Here is a 24861-nt window from a genome sequence, read left to right on the forward strand (position 1 = left end):
TGGTTAATCTTGGTTTTGCTATGGACTTTGTTATCCGATATACTACCCATAAGGCGATAAATTCATTTTCTAAATTTATGATTAATTGTCCAAATAATGGCCTATCAGATTTTAGTTCAATAAATACCGAAAAGCATGAGTAAATAAAATCAAACCTCTTAATCAGTATCGAAAAGGATGTGAACACCGCGTTTAAATCCCTCACAATCATAAATAAATCAGATAAACAAGCCATTTCTTACCTCTCATCATGGATGTTCCTGCAGAGATTGCAAAAAAATTAATTGGCTTTTAAATACTTTACTCAACCACTTTGTCCTTTGCTAAAGTGGTTAGCTCTTTTTTTGAGAGAAAAACGGCTTCAAAATACTATAGTTACTGCAACCCTACCATCTCCATATTTTTCCCTTTCCGAAACATTAGAAAAAAAGCCCTCTCTATCAACAAATGATAGAGAGGGCTTTTTTGACCATTTTATTGATGCCCTTAAACTAACTTTACCGTCAAGATTTCTACAGTAAAGCCTTTAGCTCAACATCAGGGTACTTGTCTGAGAACCAACGCATAGCAAATTGATTTTCAAATAAGAATAAAGGATTATCAAAGCGGTCTTTTACCAAAATATTACGACTTGAGCTCATGCTCTCATCTAAATCTTTTGGATCAATCCAACGAGCCGTTTTTGTGCCCATAGGTGTCATAATCACTTCTGTGTTGTACTCATTTAACATCCGATGTTGGAAGACTTCAAATTGTAACTGCCCCACCGCCCCGATGATATAATCCTCCGTCACAATTGTTTTATAGAGCTGAATCGCTCCCTCTTGGACCAACTGCGCCATCCCTTTATGGAATGATTTTTGCTTCATGACATTTTTTGCTGTCACTTTCATAAATAATTCTGGGGTAAACTGTGGTAACTCTTCATAAGCAACATTCAATTTACCAGAATAAATCGTATCGCCAATTTGATAATTACCCGTATCATACAACCCGATAATATCACCAGCTACCGCTTCCTCTACCGTCTCACGCGTATCTGCCATAAACTGGGTGGAATTGCTTAATTTAAACTTTTTACCTGTTCGCTGTAAAAAGACATCCATCCCACGCTCAAAGGTACCCGAACAAATTCGGATAAAAGCAATCCGATCACGATGGGCCGGGTTCATATTCGCTTGAATTTTAAAGACAAATCCCGAAAAGTCTTCTTCATAGGGACTGATTTCTTTGTCGTCTTTGGTAATATGAGAAGATGGTTTTGGCGCAAACTGCAAGAAAGTTTCCAAGAATGTTTGAACACCAAAATTCGTTAAGGCGGAACCGAAAAAGACAGGGGTTAATTTCCCAGCAGCAATTTTCTCTTCTGAAAACTCATTTCCCGCTTCGACTAATAATTCCACATCTTCCAAAACCTGATTATAAACCGCATCTTTATGTAGCGGATGATCCGCTGGTATATCCCCATTGACTAGCGGAATAAACCTTTCACCATCATAATTATCAGGTCGGTGTAATTCCACTCGCTGATGATAGACATCGTACAGTCCTTCAAGTCCTTTTCCCATACCAATTGGCCAGTTCATTGGGTAAGACTCAATTTCCAAGACTTCTTCCAGTTCTGCCAATAAATCTAAAGGCTCGCGACCATCACGGTCCAATTTATTCATAAAAGTAAAGATCGGAATGCCACGCATGCGACAAACTTGGAATAATTTTTTGGTCTGAGCCTCAATCCCTTTCCCACTGTCAACTACCATCACCGCAGCATCAACAGCCATCAGCGTACGATAGGTATCTTCCGAGAAGTCCTCATGTCCAGGTGTATCTAAAATGTTCACCCGTTTATCATCGTAATCAAATTGCATCACCGAACTGGTAACAGAAATCCCTCTTTGTTTCTCGATTTCCATCCAGTCAGACTTAGCAAAGTTACCTGTTTTTTTCCCTTTGACTGTTCCAGCTTGGCGAATAGCTCCCCCAAAGAGCAGTAACTGCTCCGTAATCGTTGTTTTCCCCGCATCCGGATGGGAAATAATCGCAAAAGTGCGACGACTATCAACCGCTTCATGTTGTTTTTGACTCATCACTAATCTCCTTCGTCTATATCTATTTATCTGTTAGTTTAAATTAATTATTTACATTGGACGACTCCTTATGATTTCTCCCTATTCAGGTACCATAGCAGAAAAATTTCAACCATTTGTAAGTATATCATGAAGAACGGCGAGAATAAAGCTTTGACCGCTGAATCCTCTTGATCGACACTTAAACTAATTGATCACGCTCATTGAAGTACCCTTTATAACTGCCATAACACGCGATGACTGATGCAATCGCTGTGGTGGACATTAACATAAAGACCACCATTATTTGATACTTAATCGCATGAACTGGGTCAACCCCTGCAAAAATCAAACCGCTCATCATGCCAGGTAAACTGACAATCCCCATGGTTTTAGTTGAATCCAACGTCGGCGTAATCCCCGTTCTAATGCTTTCTCTGACAATGATCCGTGAGGCTTGTTTCAAATTGGCTCCCAGTGCCAAACGCTCCTGAACTTGCTGACGCCGATCTTTAAATGACGTTGTCATATTGCGATAACACAAACCAATGGCCACCATCGAATTGCTGGCAATCATTCCCGTTATCGGTACGACTTGAGAAGCCATTAATTGAATAGAGCCACTGGCAACTAAAATAGCTAAAGTCACAAATGTGCCGCTCATAATGGCGATGAGTGATGTGCGAAAAATATGCGGAATCCCTTTATTCTTCTTCGCCGCATTGTATGAAGCATTAAAACAAATCACTAAAAACATTCCAATCACTAAGACCAGCTGGCTACTTTGAAAAACGTATTTTAAGACATAGCCTATTACGGTCAACTGAACCACTGCACGAACAACACTGCTAATCATTGATTTTTCTAATTTCAACTGTTCTTTATAAGACAACAATAAAGAAATAACCACAAGAGATGCCGCTAAAACTAAGGTCATATTGTTAATCGCCAATGTGTTCATTTCACTATTCTCCCCTCAATAACATTTACTAAACGACTGGCCTGCTTAATTTCTTCTTCCACATGAGTCACTCGAATTAACGTCAATTGATATTCCGCTTGAATCTGTTTTAAAAAACCTCTAATCTGCAAGCTACTTTGGCGATCCAAGGCACTGGTTACCTCATCTAATAACAACACTTTTGGCATAAATTGTAAATGACGAATTAAGGCCACACGTTGCTTCTCGCCTCCTGAAAGGTCATTGATAGACTTAGTCAAAAAGGTCTCGGCCAACCCCACTTGCATCAATAATTCTCGACTACGCTCTTCGTTAAATCGTTGCTGACGAATCTCGTAAGGAAATCTTAAGTTATCGCTAACCGTTTCGCCAAATAATTGAGGACTTTGAAAACAATAAGAGACCTCTTTTCGATACTCGGTTGGCTCTCTGTCACTGACGGGGCGACCTTCGAAAAGCAATTGCCCCGAAGTCGGTGTTAATAATGACCCGAGCAATTTCAACAACGTGCTTTTGCCACTACCAGACGGACCGGAGACGACTAAATCCTCACCTTTCTCAACCACTAAATTAATCTCTTTAAGAATCTCTTTATCCCTGACTTCGTAAGCCAGCTCTTTAATTTGAAATAATTGCGACACACAAATGCTCCTTTCACGACATTTCCAGTATAACAGGTCTTTTCCTTTGTTTAAACGACTGATTTAGCAAAAAGCTAAGGATTTGGCTTGCCTCTGACCTCTTAATTAATTGAGTAGGCGTTAGATCTAGACATAGAAAAAGACTAGGAATTTTTCCCAGTCCTTTCATCCTTATTCTCACTCTCTCATTCTTAAATATCGGTAATCAAAAATCAAATTATCATTATGAGCTAACATCCAGGCTTCCAGTTCTCCTCTCATATCAAGGAGAGCTACTCGATACTCTTCCCTATCGATTAAATTAATTTTCTCATAGGGGTCAGTCTCCAGATCATATAGTTCATCTATGTCTCCACAATTGAAAACATATTTCATTTCGCCTTTACGAATCATCCGTTGCGAAAACATGACGCTCCCAATCCCAGAACATTCGGTGACAACCGCTTCGCGCCACGAACAAGTTTCATGGGTGACTAATGGCACCAGAGATGAGCCATCTCGTTGAACCCTTTCTCGTTCCCAACCTGCAAATTCTAAAATAGTTGAATATAAATCGCAACTACTAACGAGCTCTTTCACACGGCCCCTCTTTTGTTGATTAACACCTTTGATTAGTAAAGGGATACTGCAGGTTTCCTCATACATAAAAATAGCTTTGTCACATAACCCATTATGAATGCCCAGTGACTCTCCGTGATCGCTACTAAAGATAATGATCGTCTCATCGTAAAGGTCTCGTTCTTTAAGATAGGCCAACAACCGACCAATCTGATAATCGATATGGCTAGTATTGGCAAAATAATGTTGTATATAAGGCTCCAATGCCGACCAAGCAGGGTCATTAGCTCTTTTTAAATCATGAATCCGTGGTTTGTTATCACTATCTCCTTGATAATTTTCCCATTTTGGCATATCACGTTGACGATAACCTTCCAAAAATTCCGTGGGAGCGAAATAGGGTTCATGAGGCCCCCAAAAATTCAATTGAAAATACCAGGGAGCCTCCTTTGAAAATCCTGACAGCAGCTCTTTCGTCCGCTCCACTAAAAAGTGTTCAATCGTTGATTCGATACCAGAGATCACCTCACCAGCCTGATGCCCGCCATAATTTCCAGTTATAAGTCCCTCAACCTGGTGAACTAGGCCTCGTTCTTTCAAGTAGCGCTTAAACTCTGGATAATGATGCCCGCCATAGCCATGGCCTGGAAAGTAATCACCTTGATACCCTATTTCTTCTGGGGTAGCGGAATAATCAAAGGTAATTTCCGGGAAATGCATCTCCCCCATATATGTTTGAATATAATCGTCCGCCTTAATATTATCTACTCCTGATCCAAGATGCCACTTCCCAGTGTATCCAAGTTGATAACCTTGCTCTTTCAAGCGATTACTCAATAACTCAGCAGAATTCGGCAATTCTTGAATCATGTTTCCATAATTATAAGAATTGGTCAGCATCCCATGATGCATCGGGTAAAGTCCTGTTTGAATCGTAGCTCGGGCAGGTGCACAAATCGGACAACTGGCATAAGCATTTTCAAAAACAGTACTGTCTTCCGCTAATTGGTCAAGGACAGGAGTCTCAGATATTAGATCCCCATATGTTGTCAGCGTATCCTTTCGCTGTTGATCCGTTAATATAAATAAAATATTCGGTTGTTTTGTCATCGGCTAATGTCCTTCCTTCGATCGTTCCTGTTAAATTATTCACTGCCCACGTTACTTATGATCTGTGGAGCATTCTGCGGAACAATCCCTATAAATTATTTTCGCTAGATATTGCTGTCCCCTATTCACCATTATACAAGTAACCGTTCTCAATATTAACCAATAAACTATAGGTCTTTTATCATCTTTTATAGATTAATCTATGCTTACCTATGATTAGTATCATTTCTACTATCATTTCACGCTTTAATTACACCCATTCTCACTGTTAAAATAAGGCTAAGACTTAACATCCAGCTAGGAGGATAACCATGACCAACAAAAATATCGTCTTTATTTTAACCGATGATCAACGTTTTGACACAATTCATGCACTTGGGAATCCAGACATTCAAACGCCTCATTTAGATGAACTGGTGGCCTCTGGAATTAGTTTTGAACAAGCCCATATCCCTGGTGGGACGAGTGGCGCTATTTGTATGCCCAGCCGTGCCATGATTCACAGTTCCCAATCACTTTTTAAACTGGAGAACTGTGGTGAGACCATTCCAAAGAACCACCCGCTGCTGGGGGAAACATTAAAAAGAGCGGGCTATCAGACATATGGGATTGGCAAGTGGCACAATGGCACTGATTCTTACGCTCGCAGTTTCACTGGTGGTAATCAAATCTTTTTTGGTGGCATGTGGGATCATTGGAATGTGCCAACTTACCCATATGACAAAAAGGGCGCTTATGATGATACCCATAAATTTACCCACAATCCATTTTCTAGCAACACCGTCATAGAATTACCCTCTCAACAGATTGAGCTTGGCAAGCATTCCACTGATTTATTTACGGAGGAAACGATTCGCTTTTTAACACAACCTGCCATCAAAGAGCAACCATTTTTTATGTACACGTCTTTCCTGGCCCCACACGATCCACGAACCATGCCGGAAAAATACCAACAGATGTATCAGGCAGATAACTTGCCGCTGCCTGAGAACTTTTTACCTGAACATTCATTTGAATTCGATATTAGAGAGCAGCGAGATGAGTCCTTGGAAAAGTACCCCCGTCAGTCCCAAGCTATTAAACAGCATCTAGCAGACTATTACGCCATGATTAGCCACCTCGATGATGCCATCGGCCAAATTATCACTACTTTAAAAGCAGAAGGTCTGTTTGATGAGACAATTATTATCTTTAGTGGTGACAATGGGATTGCAATTGGCCAACACGGCTTAATGGGGAAACAAAATCTTTATGAACATAGTGTTAGAGTGCCCTTAATTATGGCCGGACCTGGTCTACCTCAAGGTGAAAAACGCCAACAATATGTTTATTTGATGGATATTTTCCCAACAATCTGCGAATTAGTCGGTATTTTACCACCTAAGGACCTTGCCGGAAAATCCTTAAGACCTATCATCGAAAACCAAGAGAGTGTCCGAGAGAGCCTCTTTGGTGCCTTTAGAGACAAAATACGCAGTTACAAGAAAGATCGCTACAAACTAATCGAATACCGCACTCAATTTGGCAACTATACCCAACTGTTCGACCTTAAAGATGATCCCTGTGAATCCCATGACTTGTCTCAGCTTCCCTCATACGGCTCACTAGTGGCGGAACTCAAAATCGCCCTCAAAAAAACTGCCTTAGAGTGGGGAGATTTGGACTTTCCCCAAGGACAAACTTTCTGGTCCCGGTAATAGCTACTTAATCCCCCAAAAGACCCTTAGAGGACTAGCCTTCGCTAGCCCTCTATCCCTTATATGGATAAATTTTTCTCGCGAAACTCTTTCGGCGTGATGCCGTAAATTTCTTTGAAGTTCTTATGGAAATAACCAGTGCTTGAATATCCCACGGCATGGGCTATTTCATTGACGGTTTTAGCCGATTTAATCAACATTTCCTCCGCCTTTTTGATCCGGTAACTATTCAAATATTGGGCAAAGGTCTGACCTGTTTCCTTGCGGATCAACTGTCCTAGATACATGGGGTTAACATATAGGGCCTCGGCTATTTCCTTTAGTATCAGATCATGTTGATAATCGCGATGGACCAGATCGATTGCTTTTTGAGTTAACTCACTGTAGGATCGTTGAGAAAGCAACCCTTTAATTTCCTCTTCAAGCTGAAGGAAGGTGGCTGTAATTTCATTTATGTTATTAATATTACGAATTTGGTCAATTTCTTCTTGATAGCTGCCTTTTAATTCCAAGTCATAATGAGCTCTTGCATCAGAAAGAATCAGCAACATAAAATAACGCGCATGGTTTGGCGGAATCGGTGTTCGTTCAAAATAATGAATAATTTGCAAAATTTTCTCATGTAAACTTAATTCTCTTTCACTTTTAGAAATAAAAGGTAAATCATCTGTACTATTGTAATAGATTTCTTCCAATTGGTTGGTTAATTCCAGCCAAATACAGCCATCTTGGACCAAATTATAAAAGTAATAACTATCTCTTAAAGAGATCGCCACACGATAACTTTTTTTTATTTCCAAGTAAGTATCCTTAAGAGTTCCAGCAAAAACAAAAACGTCTTTAGGGAATCTTTCTGCCATTTGACGGTACAACTGCCCCAATTCATTTTTTTTATAATCCAAGAAAATACCAACTACTTGCTTTTCTCCCACTGAAAAATAGTAACAATTAGCCAGTTTGTCCAAGTATTCTTTGAAACTTGTCTCTTCATATTGGCCAACAAAGACATTAACGGACTGACGATTGAGTAACCCTAGCTCATCGATCAACATCTGTTCCGGTTCACCAAAGACCCATTCCTTCAAACGTTGTTGGAATTTCAACTGTTCAAAGTCATGCTTATTTGATTCTTCTTGCACAAAAGCGATTGCTTTTTTTAAGGCTAAAACTAATTCATTTCGATCCACTGGCTTAACCAAATAATCAACAGCACCTAATGACATGCCTTCCTTAACAAATTCAAACTCCTGATAACCAGATAAAAAGATTGTCTTAATGTTCACCTGCTGCTTTTTAGCCTCTCTTAAAAAATCAATTCCCGACAACAGAGGCATCGTAATGTCAGACAAGACGATATCCACCTGCTCTCGCAAAACAAAATCTAGGGCTTCTCTACCATTAGTCGCGGTGCCAACCAATTCTATCCCCAGTTCATTCCAAGGAATCAAATGCTTAAGCCCTGCTAAAATCATGTATTCATCATCGACTAATAGAACTTTGCACATCATTTCTCCCCCTCATATTTCACCACTAATTTCGCCTAATTCTTATACGAACCGTTGTACCACCACCAGGTGTTTCTTCATAATTCATTAGATAATGCTCACCAAAAATAATTTTTAATCGTTCATTAACATTTTGAATGCCGATTGATTGGCTTTCATAAGCTTTATTGTAAACTAAATACTCATTGATTTTTGTCAGGGTTTCAGAGGCAATCCCCTTTCCATTATCGCGAATTTCTATCTCGATTCCCCCTTCATCTTCACGAGCATAAACGCTGATCACATTATCCAAACGAGTAAAATCAATGCCGTGAGCAAAATAGTTCTCCACGAGAGGCTGCAAACAAAATTTGGGTATTTCAAATCCTCTTAAACTTTGATCAATTTTGAAGGAATAGGCAATGCTTTTTGGATAACGCATTTGATAGAGATAGACATACTGCTCGACAAATTTAAGTTCATTTTCCAACGTAATCATTTTTTTCTGAGAGATGTTGTTCCGTAAAATTGACGCAAATGAAAAGACGACCTCGGATAATTCATCCATCCCTTCACTTAGGGCATACATTCGGATATACTCTAACGTATTATACATAAAATGAGGGTTAATCTGAGCTTGTAAGGCCCTAAAATCAGCGTCCTTTTGCCGTAGCTCCAATTCGTAATTTTCTTTAATAAAATTATCCAAGCTTTCCAACATCTCATTAATTCCCTGAGAAATATCTTTTAATTCCGCCTTTTTATTCTCTGTAGGGATTCGAGTCCCTCGATTGCCAGTTGACACTTGCTTGATAGTCTCTAAAATATCACCAATTTGAAAGACGTAACCATTAAATAACCGGTACAATAAGAATAAAAGAACTCCATCGATAATTAAACTAAAAAATATCATCCAAAACATAAATAGTCGTGAACTTCGGTTTACTTGTTCTTTATTGACCAAGGATAGAATTTGATATTTTTGAACGGTCACTTGAGTTTCCGCCACAATATTATCAGTTTCATATTGACTAGTATCAATACCATTGCCTTTTTCAAGCTTTTTCTCCAGTTCAGCGACTAATTCTTTATTTTGCGAATTCGTATAGACCAGCTGATTTCTTTCAGAAATTAAAAAAACATCGGCCGTGTACTCCGCTGATAATTGCTTTAGCATCTCAGTTAACGGTTCCTTATTGACGGTCATGTACAGATTGCCAATCAGCTTAGCCCAGACATCCTTTAGAGGCGCATTAAACATGATTTCCCTATTTGGCGGAAGTTGCTCCACTTTACGTCCATATCGACTATCAACATCCGACAAATAACGTTCTTTATTATTAAGTAAATCAACAGAAACCGAGACTATTTCATCATTTGTAGGATATAATTGTTGAATAACATGTGTAAAATTACTTTTTGCGTAATTATGAGTCAACGTATAATCGAGATACTCTGCATCAGTCATGGCAAAGTATCTAGTCAGTCCTTGATATTCTATTTCACTGTCACTAATATTATTTGCCAATTCAACTGCTTTTTGCTGATTTTCTTCCACAAAAGCTGAAACTCTTAGCAATGAATTTTGCGCCAATCGTTCCGCTCGTTTGGAACTTTCTCGATTAGTAATCCAACTAATCCCTATGGCAAAGATGGTGATAATCACCAATAACGTAACCGAGTATATTTTTAACAAGCGGTACATCAAATTTCCTTTAATTTTCATCACTGACTCCCCCAGCATCCATCCGAACTACTCGAATCTTAACCCTTCGTCTATTTTTTTTCCAAGACGACTTAAAAAGAAAGCCACCGTTCCAATTCCAGCAAAAAAGATTAGCGCCGGTGCTTTATACCCCACGACCATCACAATAACCATAAAAATAACAATGGAGAAAGTCGCTTTTAATTCCTTAAAAACTAAAATAAAAGATAACTTAAGAAGGTTTTTAAAAGATATCTCGTAAACAGAGACTAAAGCAAAGGCGAAGAATCCTCCAACCATCACCATTAACATCAACACTACCAACATAAAATCAATCATCAAAAAGATAATCCCCGTTAATTGGCTCGAGGTATATAAGCTTAAAAAAAGAAATAAACTCGCTAGCCCATATGAATAAAGCAGCTTGTTTCCTAAGATAAAATAAGTTTTAAAACGAGGCCACAGCCCTTGCCACGTAATTTCTTTGTAGTCCCAGCCGAATTCCTGATAGATCGACATAATCGCTAAAAATGCTGGTCCAACACCTAAAAACACCGCTCCAACCAAACTCATTGCCCAAAAATAAACACTTAATTTCAAAATATAAAAGAACTTATTAATACCTTCTGTAATGCCGCTCTCTATCAAGGGTTTCACCTCTACCTTTCGTTAACATAATAACATTTTTCATGATTAATTTCATAAATAGATACATCCCGTAAAATAATTCGAATCGATTGTTCCATTGATTGATCAATATAATCTCGAGTAAAAGATAGCATTTTTCAACTCCTTTTTAGTCGAAAGTCTAATAGTTAAGCGTGATTCTTTAACAGGACCTTTATATGTGAATAGAACAAAGGCAAATCTCTTATAGAAATTTGCCTCTGCCCCCTTCATTCGATCAACCTATATCCTATTAGATAACCTTGCTCTGCCTAACAATCCAGCCTGCAACAAAACTAGTCTTGTCCTTAGCAGCTCATTATTATTTATTTTTCATAAAATCATCGAATTGTTTTTGCATCTCTTCTTGAACTTTTTTCAAACCAGCTTCTTCAAGTTTTGCATTAAATTCTGGAAGAGCTTTTTCCGGATCAAGTGTCCCCGTGCTTAAGCCTGCTTTATATTGCCCTGTGACGTTTGATAAATTGGTAATTTCTGTCTTAACTTCTTCAGCGTTAAAATTGAAGCCTAACAACGGTGACTGCTCAGCCGCTTCGATTTTTTCATCTCGTTCTTTCACCATGTCATCTGTAATTTTTTCATCAAGATAAATCTTATTGTTATCACCTGTCATCCAGGCACCACCAATAACTTTATTACTTGCATCATAACCAGGTAAAGTCTTCATGCGATCGTCGCCAACTTTTTCCCAGCCTTCGCCCTCTTTACCAAAGACCATTGTCGCTAATAAATCTTGATCAGTGTTAATTAAATTAATTGCTTCTAAGGCTTTTTCAGCATTTTTAGATGTATTAGAAATCACCCAGTTAGCAACGAACATTTGACCATTGTCTTTTAATGGGGTTGTCAGTGGGACAGAAACTAATTCACGACCAGCTGCTCGTGTTAAAATTGTGTCACCATAATCATAAGGCCCTTGAGTTTCGACCCGAACAAACCATGTTTTATCATCTAAGCGATAAAGCTCATCACTTGTTGCAGCATCTTGCGGGATATATTTTTGAGTAAATAAGTTATGCATATCGTTCAAATCACGTTTCATCCGTGGTGAATCTGCATAAGGATTAATGATTTTAGTTTTATCTCCCTCAATATCAATGCCTAATGGCACATTAACATCATACACGTAATCGAAATGTCCCATACGAATATCTTTACCTGCTGGGAAAGGCGACACATTTGGCTCTTTTTCCTTAATTACTTTCAGTAAAGGTTCTAAATCGGCAATGGTTTTCACTTTTGAAAGATCCATGTCATACTTATCCACCAACTCTTTATCGAAGGTCATCACTCGTTGAGCAAAGACATTGGCGTTAACAGGAATCGCATATAATTTACCATCCACTTTATTTCCCTCAATATAAGTTGGATTAAGATTTTCATAGGTTTCCTTGGCATACTTAGGCGCAAGCTCCGTTAAATCTTTATAAGCACCCTTTTGAGCAGTATTAACATAACTGTCAGCGAAAGCGATGTCATAATCTTCACCAGAAGAGGTAATGACAGACATTTTATTTTGGTAATCTCCCCAGCCAATGTATTGAATATTTAACTCAGCGCCAATTTCATCCTTCATGCGTTTATTAACAACTTCCATTAATTCGTCATAATTCTTAGGCTTTTCACCCACACGATACATAGTCAAGGTCGTCGTATCACCACTAGCCTTGTCATTTTTCTTTGATTTTTGTTTGTCCCCTGTTAAACCACCACAAGCTGCTAAAGTACCAACTAAAGCTAAGCCCATACTAGCTAACACCAACTTTTTAAACGTTTTTTTCACGTTCGTTCCCTCCGATTTTCTAATTCAGATTTTTATTATACCAGACAGAGTCATGATTGGCGCAAACAGCGCCTACCACGTGCTCTGTCGGGATTATAACCTATTCTTTGACTCCGCCAATGGTTAAGCCACCAACAAAGTACTTTTGGAAAAATGGATATGTCGCCGCAATCGGCAGTGTTGAAATCACGACCATGGCCATTCGGGTGGCCTCTTTTGGAATACCGATGCCCCCTGTTACTTGAGCCCCTAAAGCGGTATTTTGCATCATAAAATCAATGTTTGCTTGAATCTTCATTAACAAATATTGCAAAGGCACTAGATTATCACTTTGTATATAAAGAAGTGCATTAAACCAATCATTCCAATAAGCCAAAGCCGCAAATAAACTGATCGTAGCAATTCCTGGAACAGACAATGGCAAAACAATCTGCAGGAAGGTTCTTAATTCCCCCGCACCATCAATTCTGGCTGCTTCGATAATTGCATCGGGAACTGAACGGCGATAGAATGTCCGCATGACAATAATATTAAAAGGTGACAATGCCATTGGTAAAATCAACGCCCAGATCGTATCTTTCAATCCTAATAAGTTAGTCATGACAATATAATTAGGAACCATTCCGGCACTGAACAACATTGAGGCTAAGGCCAACATGGTGAAAAAGCGGCGGAAAGGAAAATTCTGTCTTGAAATTGAATAGGCATAAGTCGATGTAAAAATAACGTTAACTAATGTTCCAAATACGGTAACAAACACCGTAATAAACAGAGCTTGTAAAATTTGCTCCTTCATTTCAAATAAATAACGATAGCCGTCCAAGCTCCAACCAGACGGAATCAGCTGATAACCATTTTGGACAATCGATTGCTCACTCGTAAAGGAGATGACAATAACAAAGAGAAAAGGAAAGACGCATCCGATTGCAACAATTGCCATTAACGCAGTAAACAAAACATTGACTGGTTTACTAAAGCCTTTGATATTAACTGAGTCTATTTGTTTTTTCTTTTTCATGTTCGTCTCCCCTCTTAGAATAATGCTGAGTTTTCATCGTATTTTCTAGCGATTAAATTGGTAACCACGACTAGAATACAGCCGACAACTGATTGATATAATCCTGCTGCTGACGCCATGCCGATGTCACCACTCTTCATCAGTCCCCTAAAAATGTAAGTATCTAGTACATTCGTGACATCAAATAGTGCACCTGATTCCCGAGGCAATTGATAGAACAAGCCAAAGTCGGCTCTAAAAATATTACCGACAGCTAAGATCGTTAAGACCGTCATTAAAGGAATCAATTGGGGAATCGTTACGTGAATAATTTGTTGCCACTTGCTAGCGCCATCAACTTCCGCCGCCTCATAATAAGTTGGATCAATCCCCATAATTGATGCAAAGTAAATGATACTGTTATAGCCAATCCCCTTCCAGACGCCCATAAAGATGATGATAAAAGGCCAATATTTCGGCTCATTATACCAACTAATCGCTTCGCCACCATTTCCTGTGATTAAAGCATTAAACAAGCCCTTTTCTGGATTTAAGAATGAGTTAACAAAGAAATTAATAATAACCCAAGATAAGAAGTAAGGTAATAACATCGATGTTTGAATCACCTTAATAGATCTTTTCGAGCGTAATTGGCTCAAAATAACAGCGAAAATAACGGCAACCAAGAGATTCAATATAATAAATGTGGCATTATACAGCACTGTGTTACGAGTGATGATGTATGCATTAGAGGATTTAAATAAGAACTCAAAATTCTTAAATCCCACCCACGGGCTGTCAATCAGACTTTTAATAAAACCGCCTTCTGAAATCTTAAAATTCTTGAAAGCCACTACATTTCCCAGCACTGGAATGTAGAAAAAGACAATCAACCAGATAGTCCCTGGCAAAGCCATTAATAACAGCGCCTTGTGCTTCATCGCTTTCTTTAACTGCTTCATATTACTCCTCCTTTTGCTTGTAGGTCCGCTCATCAATGTCTAAGTTCCAGAGGAACTTAGACATTGATACGATTGGAGCCTAGCGGAAAGCCCACTATCGGTAAGTGCCAAAGCAATAACCATAGGACCTCCTTTTGTTTGTATGACCTCTGTTTAACTCATTTAATCAATTTCACATTCTAAGTATACGAATAAAGCGCTATAAAAATAAGAAATAAACCATTGATTTTTGTCTACAGATTATAGGTAATCACTTCTAATCAGTGTCACTACGGGTTTTCCAAGTAAACAAATGATAGATATAGCTCTTTGTCTTAATTTCCTATTTCCATTTAAACATGTCTCAATCGGTTAGCTTATCCGAATATGTCCAACAAAAAAAGAGCAGAACTCACTCTGCTCTTTTCTATTTAGATATCCAATAACTGCCAATAGGTTACATACTTATTAACTAAATCCGTTCCTAAGCGGTGAGGGTATTCTGCCAATTCGTTTGCCTTCGCCTTGATAGTCGCCTGATTTCCTGTTAGCACAACCTGCCAATAGTCAACGTCCATTTCAATTCGTTTTAGCCACGGTTCACATTCAGCCTGAAAAGCCTGATTCGGGAATTTAGCTAGCACTTTCGCGGCAAACTGTAACTTAGCTAGTTCATCAGAAATATACGCCTGATCTTGTTCAGCGATTTTTCGCAATTGCTTGCGAGTATAAACCTCACGGGTATATTTATTCGGATTAAACTTAGTGAAGGTCTTCAAGGCTTCATAAAATTCACTGCCAGCATAGTCAAGTAGCGTCCTATCCCAAGCGCTTACTACCTCAAACTTGGAACAATTCCATAAGTACTGGCTCATATTTTGGACGGTTAGCTTAGATAACTCCCACTGTGCCATCGGATTGGACACAATGCCGACCACTTGATAAGCCCCCTGGTTTAATTTTCCAGAACGATTTTCGTAAGGACTCAGGAAAAGTAATTCACCATCTTTTTGGTAATCGTTAACGGGAATATTATCCCAGATTACGATTGGTCGCTCATAAGCCCTTGCCATCGTCTCAATATCTACTGTGCTTATTTGAGACGCAAGTGTCGATGGACCTGTCCAAAATAAGGGGATATGTTTGGGTAATTCCCGATTTAGTATCTCCAAATAAAGGGAATCATGATGGTTATCGTATTCAGTTGGACAGGCCACTAAACTGTAATCGGCTAATTGTGTCTTTAAAAATGAATCAATTGCCGAAATCAAAAAAGCATGGGCACTCGCAGAAGAAGAAAATTTTCGTTTAGCATTTCCTTTTAAGATATAATCTATGTCGTCCAACAATAACCCGAAATGGCGAATCCCCACATTGATTAGCTGTTGCAGTTTGGTGGTTAATACAGCCACTTCTGACTCTAAAGTATAGTCAATATCATTCCCCGGACTAATCATATAATAAAAATCAATCTCTTCTTCCTCAGCAACTGATACTAATTCAGAAAAGTTAAGCAATCCTTCCTCAGGATACAACTCTCGCCACAATTTCCGTTGAAACTGGTCATCTTTAGGCGCATACATATACGTATTCATACGCTCTTCCCCAAGGTAGTGCAATACATCAAGGCGATCACTATGACTCCAGGGAATACCGTAAAAACCTTCGATTACCCCCCGCATTTGGAATGATACGTCATGTTTAATACTAATTAACGGGTAAGCCACACCCGTTTCATCCGCCTCAACAACCAAACCAAAGGCTTCTAAGCCATACCTGAACCCTCTTAAGTTCTTAGTAACCACGACGACCTTTCCAGGTTCGTTTATATCCAAAGAAAAACTATCAGGTTTCATCTGACGATCAAACTCATGATAAAAGGCCAAATCTACCTGTTGTTGATCATCACTGCTCACCCATTCGATATTGGGAAACTGCTCGGTCTTAATAACATCTTGATACGTTTCAAATCGAAAAAACTTTCCATAAAACTTCACCTTAAGTGTCTGCTTTTCCACAGACTGATAGGCTCCTCTTGTATAAACCTCTTGATACTGAGCTAATCTCTCTAGTAACGATTCCACATTACCCCTCCTTTACTTATCGGTCCGCTCTTCACTTCATTGTCCGTACACTATTAATCTTTGGCGGTGACTTATTACTGTCTTTATTTTACTCTATTCCTTAACAAGGAAAAGTAACAAATTATAGTGGTTTGAGTCGAAATTATAGATATCTCAAAAAGCTCACGCTAACTTCCTAGTCAACGTGAGCCTCTAGTTAACTTAGTGAGTACGGCAGTGTCACACCTGATTTAGGAAGTGGCGGCACTAAGCTCATATCAAAAGTTAAGGGTTCTCCACTCATTAACGTCTCGTGTTGAATCGCAAGAGGGTTAACAACCTCATTGCCCAATCTCACTCGCTCAACAAAATGATGCGTTGTTTTTTTATTTTCAGCAAGAATTTCAAGTTCCTTCCCGTTACTCAAGTGAAGGATTACCCGCTCAAAGCTGGGAATGCCAATGGTGTATTCGCCTGAACCAGGGCAAACTGGATAAAAGCCTAAGCTGGAGAAGACATACCAAGCCGCCATACTACCATTATCTTCATCACCTGGATAACCATCCCATCCTGTATTAAAGAGATTATCCTTAATGTTTTTAAGTAACAACTGAGTATACAAGGGCTGATTGACATAATTAAATAAATAAGGTAAATGGAAACTTGGTTGATTGGACATGGCAATTTGGCCAAAATTGACAGCAGCCATCTCACTCATCTCATGAATTTCAAACCCATATCCCAAATCTTTAAATTCTGGATAGGTATTGCATAACTCAATTAATTTTTCCAAAAATGCTTCCTGACCACCGTGAAGGGCAATCAGATCAGCAAAATCATGATAGGTAGCAAAACTATTTTGCCAAGCTGATCCCTCTGTGTAATCTCTACCCCAATTAAATGGATGAAACTCTTCCACAAACTTCCCTTCCGGATCTTTGGCTCGCATAAAGCCAACTGATGGGTCAAAAATATGGCGGTAATTATGAGACCTCTCAAAATAATCTTGAGCTAATTCCCGTTGACCTTCGGTGATTGCCACTTGAGCAATACAAAAATCAGAGTAGGCATAATCTTGAGTATGATTAACACTTTCACCATATTCTGATGACACATAGCCAATTTCATTATACTGATTCGTTCCACGACGACCATAATGACCATTTTCACTTTGAACCGTGGCTGCTTTAATCATCGCCTCAAGTAATTCTGGCATTAATTTCTTGCCAATTCCTTTGACAGCTGCATCGGCAATCACCGCGTCAACTAAAGTACCTGGCATGAGACCACGTTCATCTGGCGATAACCACTTTGGTAAAAACCCGGCATTGCGATAGGAATTTAAGAACCCTTCCAACATCTCCTGATACTCCTCTACTGCGATTAAAGAGTACAGTGGATAAACCGTTTTATAGGTATCCCAAAAGCCATTATTTGTATAAAGCTTACCTGGTTTCACTGTTTTACTTAATGTATCGTAATGAATTTCCTGACCATTTTCATCTGTCTCGTAAAACTTTTGAGGAAAGAGACATGTCCGATAAAGTGAACCATAAAAAGTATTGACCGCCTCCTGATTAGTATCTTCAACCTCAATTCGATTAAGATAATTCAGCCAGGTCACTGCCGCCTTTTCTTTCAATTGAAGAAAAGACCGTTGTTCAAGGGATACTTTATTTAAATTAGCTTGCTTCAATGATATAAAACTAGTAGCCAGTTTCGTTTCAAGGTCCTCGCATTGATTGAATCGGAGCAATAAATTCAAATTTTCACCAGTCAAGTATTTGGTCGAACTTAATGCTTCATTATTAAGCTTACTGGTCTTCAAATCAATCTGGTGGCTAAAGGAAAAATCAACATACATTTTGAACTCTGGATCTTCAACCCCAGAATAATTAATAACAAATCCTGATATACGATTGTTTTCTTCATCAACCCTTAGACTGTATGAGCCTTTACTAGTTAAGACAAAACCAGCATTTTCCCCATCCCGATAATGACTGTTCACCACTGCCCCATAAGTTGTTGGAACTAATTCCGACGTGATTTGATAGCGCTCTTGCTTTATTTTTAAATAATGTGGCGCATAACATGCTTCTTCCGGCCGATAGCTACTTTGGATCGTAAACAAATCCGAATTCTTAACTGCTCCAGAAATCGGTGTCATTAACAAACTTGAAAAATCGCCCATCCATGGACTAGGTTGATGAGTTAAGCGAAAACCTTGAAAAACACGGTCATGAGGATTAAAATACCAACTGCCTTTTTGATCGGTCGTTTGAACTACATAGTGATTCATTCCAAAGGGAACTGCTGTATAAGGCAAGCAATTTCCGTTAGAATAAGAATGCTGGTTATTGGTCCCCTGGCGTGTATCAATTGCTAATAGGTCTTTTTCAATTAACATAATGTCGCTCCTTTTAAAAAAAATTGATTTTAACCATATGATATACCATTTAATCGTTTTTGTAAACATATGATATATCATTAAAAAAACAATCAACCTTTTCCCAATCTTATTGAAAATCCCTTAAGATTACACCATATCAGCTCGTTCTATTGTTCTGCCCCTCTCTCTATGCTAGTATAGAACGTAATCAATTTTCAGATTATCTGCTCATACTCGCCATTAACTTATGTGGCACTATCATTAAGGAGACACCCATACCCATGAAGAAAAAAACAAAACTAACAATCATAACCATCGGTGCGCTCATTCTTGTTGGATTTTATCAGCAAATTAAACCGACCGACTTACCTACTAAAAAACTAGGTTATTCCCAAAAAAAAATCGCTAAAATGCTCATTAAGAAGCCCAATATAACTACTGACTTAGACATTAGCCCTGAAGAAGCCTTTAAAAAGCAAGTTGCACATATGAGCTTGGAAGAAAAAGTCGGCCAACTCTTTTTAGCACGAGTTCCTGAAACAAACCAATTAGAAGATTTAAAAAGCTATCATTTAGGCGGCTACTTACTTTTCAGCCGTGATATCGCCGGAGAAAATCAATCAACCCTTAAAAAGAAAATTGCCAATTATCAAGCGGCAGCGGAACTGCCACTAATTGTAGCCTCTGATGAAGAAGGAGGATCAGTCTCCCGACTCAGCTATGAAAAAGGGTTTCTTAACCCCCCTTTTGCCTCTCCTCAAAAAAGCTATCAAATAGGCGGCCTAGAGGCAGTTAAAAAAGAGCTGGTTTATCAAGCTGGAATCCTACATGATTTAGGTATTTCCATGAGCTTGGCTCCAGTAGCTGATGTATCCACTAACCCTAACGCCTTTATTTACGACCGAACGCTTGGTAAAAATGTCAACGAAACTACGGCCTTCATTGAAACTGCCGTCAAAGAGATGAAGGAACTGAACATCGGCAGCACCTTAAAACATTTCCCTGGGTATGGCGATAACAGAGACTCTCACTTAGAGATTGTTCGTGACAAGCGTACCTTGGAAGAACTAAAGAAAAACGCGCTACCACCATTTATCAAAGGAATTGAAGCTGGGGCAGATTCTGTTCTAATCACTCATAATATTGTAGAAGCACTTGACGACAAAAAACCAGCTTCCATCTCACGAAGTGTTTACGACTACTTGAGAAAAGATCTGGACTTTAATGGCGTTATTATGACTGACGACTTCGATATGGCCGGCTTAAAAGAATTTACAACTCAAGAAGAAGCGGCTGTCTTGGCCATTAGTAGCAGTGCCGACTTAATTTTAAGTTCCAGCTATCAGACTCAAATTCCTGCTGTGATAAAAGCCGTTAAAGATAAAAAAATAACAATAGAAACAATTGATGCCAGTGTCACTCGAGTTTTACTATTAAAATACCGTTTAAAGTTGATCGATGTTAATTAACTTATTTCCTCCAGTAGATGCTGGAGGTTTTTTTATTTTGGCTCTTGTTGGGGCATAACCTCTTCATTTCAACAACTTAATAGAGCTTCTGTTGATTACCAACTCTGAGCAATTACCTAATCTAATTTTTTTAAGCACTACCATCGTATGATTACCTGCCAAATTAGGAGTTACTATACGATGGTAGATGTCATTACTCTGACCGTTATTCCTAGAAGCTTAGAAAATTGTTTTACCTTAAAAGAAAATGGAAAAATAGTTAAGCTGGATAAGAATAGGATAGACAATGATTAGAGCAGGTTGACCCATTAACCCGAACATCATCTCTTGCCGCTCGAAAAAATAAACCCAACCTATCTCCCGAATAGGTTGGGTATTGTGTTACGACTATAACATTATTACTTGAGTAAATTGTAGCATAATTATCGTCATTGTTTACTATGTCCTACGTATTTTTAACTTCGACTAATCTGGAACAAGGGTTCCGCGACTGTTTTTAACAGATCCTGATACCCACAGTAAGTCCCTTCTTTGTTTTTATAAACAACTTGTTCCATCCGTTTACACCCGCCACCACAGTAATTGATGTAAGGACAGGTCTCGCATAACCCACTCATATCCCGCGGCGTTCGCAAAAACCTTTGACTGATTTTCACTGAGAATAATTCTCTTAGGGTACTTTCCGTAATGTTGCCTAATCGATAGTCATCTAACACATAAAAATCGCAGGGATAAACACTTCCATCCGCTTCAATCACGTATTGTACCGCACATTTTCCGACTAAACCACAGGCATTAACTTGACCATGTCCCAATAAATTGGCAATATTATCAAAGAGATTAATGCTGTAATAGTTTCCATTGTGATAGTCACGTTCCCACAAGAAAAACAACTCCTTGTAGAAATTAGCAAACGATTCTGGCCTTAAGGCATAGTCAGAAGTTATTTTTGCATCTAAATCGTCCAAACAAGGGATAAACTGGACATAGTCAACCTTATGGCTAGTAATAAAATGAAAAAGTTGCTTTGGGTGTCGTGCACTCTGATTCGTTAAGACACATAATACGTTGTAATCAATTTCAAAGTGGTCAAACAATCTTTTAGTTGCCATCACATTGCTAAAAGACCCTTGCCCCTTAGCATCCATACGATTATCATCATGAAACTTAATTCCTCCATCAATTGATAGACCAACTAAAAACTGCTGCTCCGCTAAAAATTGACACCATTCCTCATTGATCAACGTCCCATTCGTTTGAATGGCATACTTAACTGTCACCTGTTTTGTCTGTTGCTTCACATAAGCAACAAACGATTTAAAGTAAGCTAAACCAGCCAAGGTAGGTTCTCCTCCTTGAAAAGCAAATGACATTTGATCGCCATCTTCCAAATCTAAAAAAATCTGATCAATCATTTTTTCCATAACAACTGATGTCATCCGGCCAAAGGAACGAACATCTCGCAAATCACTAATATTGGCATAAAAACAATACTGACAGCGTAAATTACATAATGAGGATGCTGGTTTAATCAAGACCGATAGCTGTTTCATTGACACTCACCTTTTTATTTTTTTCGTTGTCTCCCGTTCGATAAAATCGACATCTACAACAATGGTCTCGCACAGTGGTAGAGGGCTCTCGATTTGTTCAATTAATTTCTGGCAAGCTAATAATCCCATTTCAGTAAAATTTTGACCGACTGTCGTTAACTTTGGCTCTAATAGTTCACTTGCTTGAATATTGTCAAAACCGACAATCGACAATTCTTCTGGAATGGCAATTCCTCGCTGTTTAATCTGATTAATTAACGCAATCGCCACTAAATCATTTTCAGCTACAAGGCCTTCGATTCCTTCATTCAGCGATTGATCAAGAACGTCATCCACAAAATTACCCATGGTCTCATGGCCAGAATCTTCAAATAATGTTTTGCTCGTATTTTTCTGTAGATGTAAGGCTTTTAAGTAGCCCAAATACCGCTCACGAACAGTCGAAATTTCCATAATGGGCTGACTACTAACAAAGGCCACTTTTTTCAGGCCTGTCCTTAGTAAAAAGTTTGTGGCTTCAAAGCCACCTTGCTGATTATCTGAGACAACTGTCGTAAATTCAATTCCCTCATACTCCTTATCTAAAATCACCGTTGGCATTTGATTTAGATACAAACTGTATAACATTTCTAAATCTGCCCCCCGATTGATTGGATAAAAAATGATACCTGCATAGTGCTCAATAATCTCCGCAAGACTTTCTTGAGTCAAACTTTCATGTGACTGAACAACTAAGCGATAAGGCGTTCCTTCAATGGCCTGAAAAATCCCTTGAGTATAATTGCCAAAACCAATGTCCTTAGGAAAGGGCATAATAAATAGAATATCCGTTTTATTACCTGATACCTTACGAGCAACAGCCTCTTTAACAAAGCTCCCCTTTCCTCGTAAACGATAAATAAACCCTTGATTCTCTAATTCGGCTAAGGCCCGTTTTGACGTTATGCGGCTCACATGATACCGCTCAGCCAACTCCAGTTCTGTTGGGATTTGTTCATCTGTCTCATATTTACCTGTCAATATATCATTTTTTATATCATTTAAAATCACTTGGTATAATGGTTGTTTCTTCATGGTGGTCTCCCCATTTCTCTGTTATATATTCTACCATACTAATCTCTGACAGACCATCAAAGCTCATTCGCTATAGCGATTCGCATCCCTTAAAGCATGCTCTCGAAATAATTTTAACAATTTTTCACAGCAGAAATGATGACCTATAATCTGTCCTGTATTTTCTATTATATTTCCACTAGACAAATTTAATGATATACCATATAATCTTAATTGTAAACAAATGGTATACCATTTAAAGAGTGGATCTCTACGATTAATGCTTTACTAGATTGTCCCTGAACGCTAATAATTGAGGCAACTTCGACTAGAGACCTAAAAAAAAAGGAGGCTATTTTAATGGCTTATGAAAAAGTTCCAACGTCTGTCCAACAATTTATGGATGAAATTAGTGCTAAAACCCAAGCTGATAATCCACAATGGGGAGAATTTTTCTCAAATTGTTTCGCCAATACTCTTTTGACAACGGTTAAACGTTTAGAGGATAACACAACATTCTTACTAACTGGTGATATCCCTGCGATGTGGTTAAGAGACTCTACAGCTCAAGTTCGCCCTTATTTACCGATTGCAAAAAAGGACCCTGATTTAGCAGAGATGATTGCCGGTTTGGTGAAACGTCAATTTTTCTATATTAACATGGATCCATATGCCAATGCCTTTAATGAAGAAGCAAACAATGCGGGTCATCAAGACGATCACACTGTGATGACTCCTTGGATTTGGGAACGTAAATATGAAATCGATTCATTGTGCTACCCAGTTCAATTGGCTTACTTACTTTACAAAGCAACAGGTGACACGGCCCACTTTAACCAAGATTTCCAAGATGGTGTGGAAAAGATATTAACCGTTTGGGAAACTGAACAAGATCATAGCCAATCTCCTTATAACTTTGAACGTGAGACTTGGCGTGAAGAAGATACCTTAACTCACGATGGCAAAGGAACACCTGTTGGTAAAACCGGCATGACCTGGTCTGGTTTCCGTCCAAGTGATGACCGTTGTATTTACGGTTATTTAGTTCCTTCCAATATGTTTGCCGTCGTCGTTCTGGATTATTTGGCAGAAATTTACACAGATATCCTGCCACAACCAGCTGTTGTCAGTCGTGCTAATCAGCTAAAAAAAGAAATCGATGCTGGCATCAAAAAGTTCGCTCAAGTTAACAACGCCAATGGCGAAACGATTTTTGCTTACGAAGTTGACGGCTTAGGCAATTTCTCTATACAAGACGATTCCAATGTGCCAAGTTTAATGGCCGCACCATACTTAGGTTATTGTGAGGATACCGATCCGGTTTACTTAGCTACTAGAAAAACCTTGCTAAGCAAAGAAAATCCTTATTATTATGAAGGCAAGTTCGCTAAAGGCATCGGCAGCTCACATACACCAGAAAATTACATTTGGCCAATCGCTGTTTCCATTGAAGGAATGACCACTTCTGATAAATCAGAGAAAAAACGAATCCTTGATATGTTAGCCGCCACAACTGGTGGGACTGGTTTAATGCACGAAGGAGTGAACGTCGACAACCCTGAGGAATTTACTCGCGAATGGTTCTCATGGGCCAACATGATGTTCTGCGAATTAGTCATGGACTACTACGACATCCGCGTTGAAAAATAAAGTCTGAGAACAGATGGCAACGAATAAAAAGATATGACGCTTCAACAAAATAAA

General features: G+C 38.8%; 18 protein-coding genes. 3 read left to right on the forward strand and 15 right to left on the reverse strand.

The window, feature by feature from the left end; translation table 11 throughout:
* Positions 1 to 512: 512 nt before the first annotated feature.
* From RWN13_RS03070 to RWN13_RS03085, 4 genes are all read right to left on the reverse strand, one after another.
* Positions 513 to 2087, reverse strand: a complete 1575-nt coding sequence (locus RWN13_RS03070; protein WP_314060375.1) for a peptide chain release factor 3 — start codon at positions 2085 to 2087, stop codon at positions 513 to 515.
* A gap of 181 nt (positions 2088 to 2268) precedes the next feature.
* Positions 2269 to 3027 (reverse strand): ABC transporter permease, encoded by a 759-nt coding sequence (locus RWN13_RS03075; RefSeq protein WP_314060378.1) that lies wholly within the window; start codon positions 3025 to 3027, stop codon positions 2269 to 2271.
* On the reverse strand, positions 3024 to 3668 hold the full coding sequence (locus RWN13_RS03080; protein ID WP_314060380.1) for an ATP-binding cassette domain-containing protein: 645 nt from the start codon (positions 3666 to 3668) through the stop codon (positions 3024 to 3026). The genes RWN13_RS03075 and RWN13_RS03080 overlap by 4 nt, the downstream gene beginning before the upstream one ends.
* 177 nt (positions 3669 to 3845) lie before the next feature.
* Positions 3846 to 5336, reverse strand: a complete 1491-nt coding sequence (locus tag RWN13_RS03085; RefSeq protein ID WP_314060382.1) for a sulfatase-like hydrolase/transferase — start codon at positions 5334 to 5336, stop codon at positions 3846 to 3848.
* Between the two features lie 311 nt (positions 5337 to 5647).
* Between RWN13_RS03085 and RWN13_RS03090 the strand changes: the two genes are divergently transcribed.
* Positions 5648 to 7033: a sulfatase-like hydrolase/transferase gene (locus RWN13_RS03090; RefSeq protein WP_314060385.1), complete on the forward strand. Its 1386-nt coding sequence runs from the start codon at positions 5648 to 5650 to the stop codon at positions 7031 to 7033.
* Positions 7034 to 7092: 59 nt separating this feature from the next.
* Here the strand turns inward: RWN13_RS03090 and RWN13_RS03095 are convergent, their stop codons facing one another.
* From RWN13_RS03095 to RWN13_RS03135, 9 genes are all read right to left on the reverse strand, one after another.
* The gene (locus RWN13_RS03095) at positions 7093 to 8541 is read right to left on the reverse strand and encodes a response regulator transcription factor (RefSeq protein ID WP_314060386.1); all 1449 of its coding nucleotides are present in this window, start codon (positions 8539 to 8541) and stop codon (positions 7093 to 7095) included.
* Between the two features lie 22 nt (positions 8542 to 8563).
* A complete protein-coding gene (locus tag RWN13_RS03100) occupies positions 8564 to 10243 on the reverse strand; it encodes a histidine kinase (protein WP_314060388.1) in 1680 nt (559 codons plus the stop codon).
* Between the two features lie 27 nt (positions 10244 to 10270).
* Positions 10271 to 10870 (reverse strand): DUF624 domain-containing protein, encoded by a 600-nt coding sequence (locus tag RWN13_RS03105; protein ID WP_314060390.1) that lies wholly within the window; start codon positions 10868 to 10870, stop codon positions 10271 to 10273.
* Between the two features lie 11 nt (positions 10871 to 10881).
* Positions 10882 to 11004, reverse strand: a complete 123-nt coding sequence (locus RWN13_RS03110; protein WP_314060392.1) for a hypothetical protein — start codon at positions 11002 to 11004, stop codon at positions 10882 to 10884.
* 206 nt (positions 11005 to 11210) lie between these two features.
* A complete protein-coding gene (locus tag RWN13_RS03115) occupies positions 11211 to 12656 on the reverse strand; it encodes an ABC transporter substrate-binding protein (RefSeq protein ID WP_314060504.1) in 1446 nt (481 codons plus the stop codon).
* Positions 12657 to 12792: 136 nt separating this feature from the next.
* Positions 12793 to 13710, reverse strand: a complete 918-nt coding sequence (locus tag RWN13_RS03120; RefSeq protein ID WP_314060394.1) for a carbohydrate ABC transporter permease — start codon at positions 13708 to 13710, stop codon at positions 12793 to 12795.
* Positions 13711 to 13724: 14 nt separating this feature from the next.
* On the reverse strand, positions 13725 to 14651 hold the full coding sequence (locus RWN13_RS03125) for a sugar ABC transporter permease (RefSeq protein WP_314060396.1): 927 nt from the start codon (positions 14649 to 14651) through the stop codon (positions 13725 to 13727).
* A gap of 410 nt (positions 14652 to 15061) precedes the next feature.
* Positions 15062 to 16714: a protein O-GlcNAcase gene (locus RWN13_RS03130; RefSeq protein WP_314060399.1), complete on the reverse strand. Its 1653-nt coding sequence runs from the start codon at positions 16712 to 16714 to the stop codon at positions 15062 to 15064.
* A 196-nt stretch (positions 16715 to 16910) separates the two neighbouring features.
* Entirely contained in the window at positions 16911 to 19100 is a 2190-nt protein-coding gene (locus RWN13_RS03135) for a GH92 family glycosyl hydrolase (protein ID WP_314060401.1), read from the reverse strand.
* Positions 19101 to 19363: 263 nt separating this feature from the next.
* Between RWN13_RS03135 and RWN13_RS03140 the strand changes: the two genes are divergently transcribed.
* The gene (locus tag RWN13_RS03140) at positions 19364 to 20551 is read left to right on the forward strand and encodes a glycoside hydrolase family 3 N-terminal domain-containing protein (RefSeq protein WP_314060403.1); all 1188 of its coding nucleotides are present in this window, start codon (positions 19364 to 19366) and stop codon (positions 20549 to 20551) included.
* Positions 20552 to 21006: 455 nt separating this feature from the next.
* Here RWN13_RS03140 and RWN13_RS03145 read toward each other — a convergent pair whose 3' ends face one another.
* Together RWN13_RS03145 and RWN13_RS03150 are read right to left on the reverse strand one after the other, a co-directional pair.
* Positions 21007 to 22104, reverse strand: a complete 1098-nt coding sequence (locus tag RWN13_RS03145) for a radical SAM/SPASM domain-containing protein (RefSeq protein ID WP_314060404.1) — start codon at positions 22102 to 22104, stop codon at positions 21007 to 21009.
* Between the two features lie 6 nt (positions 22105 to 22110).
* Positions 22111 to 23178, reverse strand: a complete 1068-nt coding sequence (locus RWN13_RS03150; RefSeq protein WP_314060408.1) for a substrate-binding domain-containing protein — start codon at positions 23176 to 23178, stop codon at positions 22111 to 22113.
* Positions 23179 to 23517: 339 nt separating this feature from the next.
* On the opposite strand from RWN13_RS03150, the gene RWN13_RS03155 reads away from it, so the two are divergent.
* The gene (locus tag RWN13_RS03155; protein ID WP_314060410.1) at positions 23518 to 24807 is read left to right on the forward strand and encodes a glycoside hydrolase family 125 protein; all 1290 of its coding nucleotides are present in this window, start codon (positions 23518 to 23520) and stop codon (positions 24805 to 24807) included.
* The last annotated feature ends 54 nt before the right edge of the window (positions 24808 to 24861 follow it).

Source organism: uncultured Vagococcus sp. (assembly GCF_963518325.1).
Classification (GTDB): domain Bacteria; phylum Bacillota; class Bacilli; order Lactobacillales; family Vagococcaceae; genus Vagococcus_D.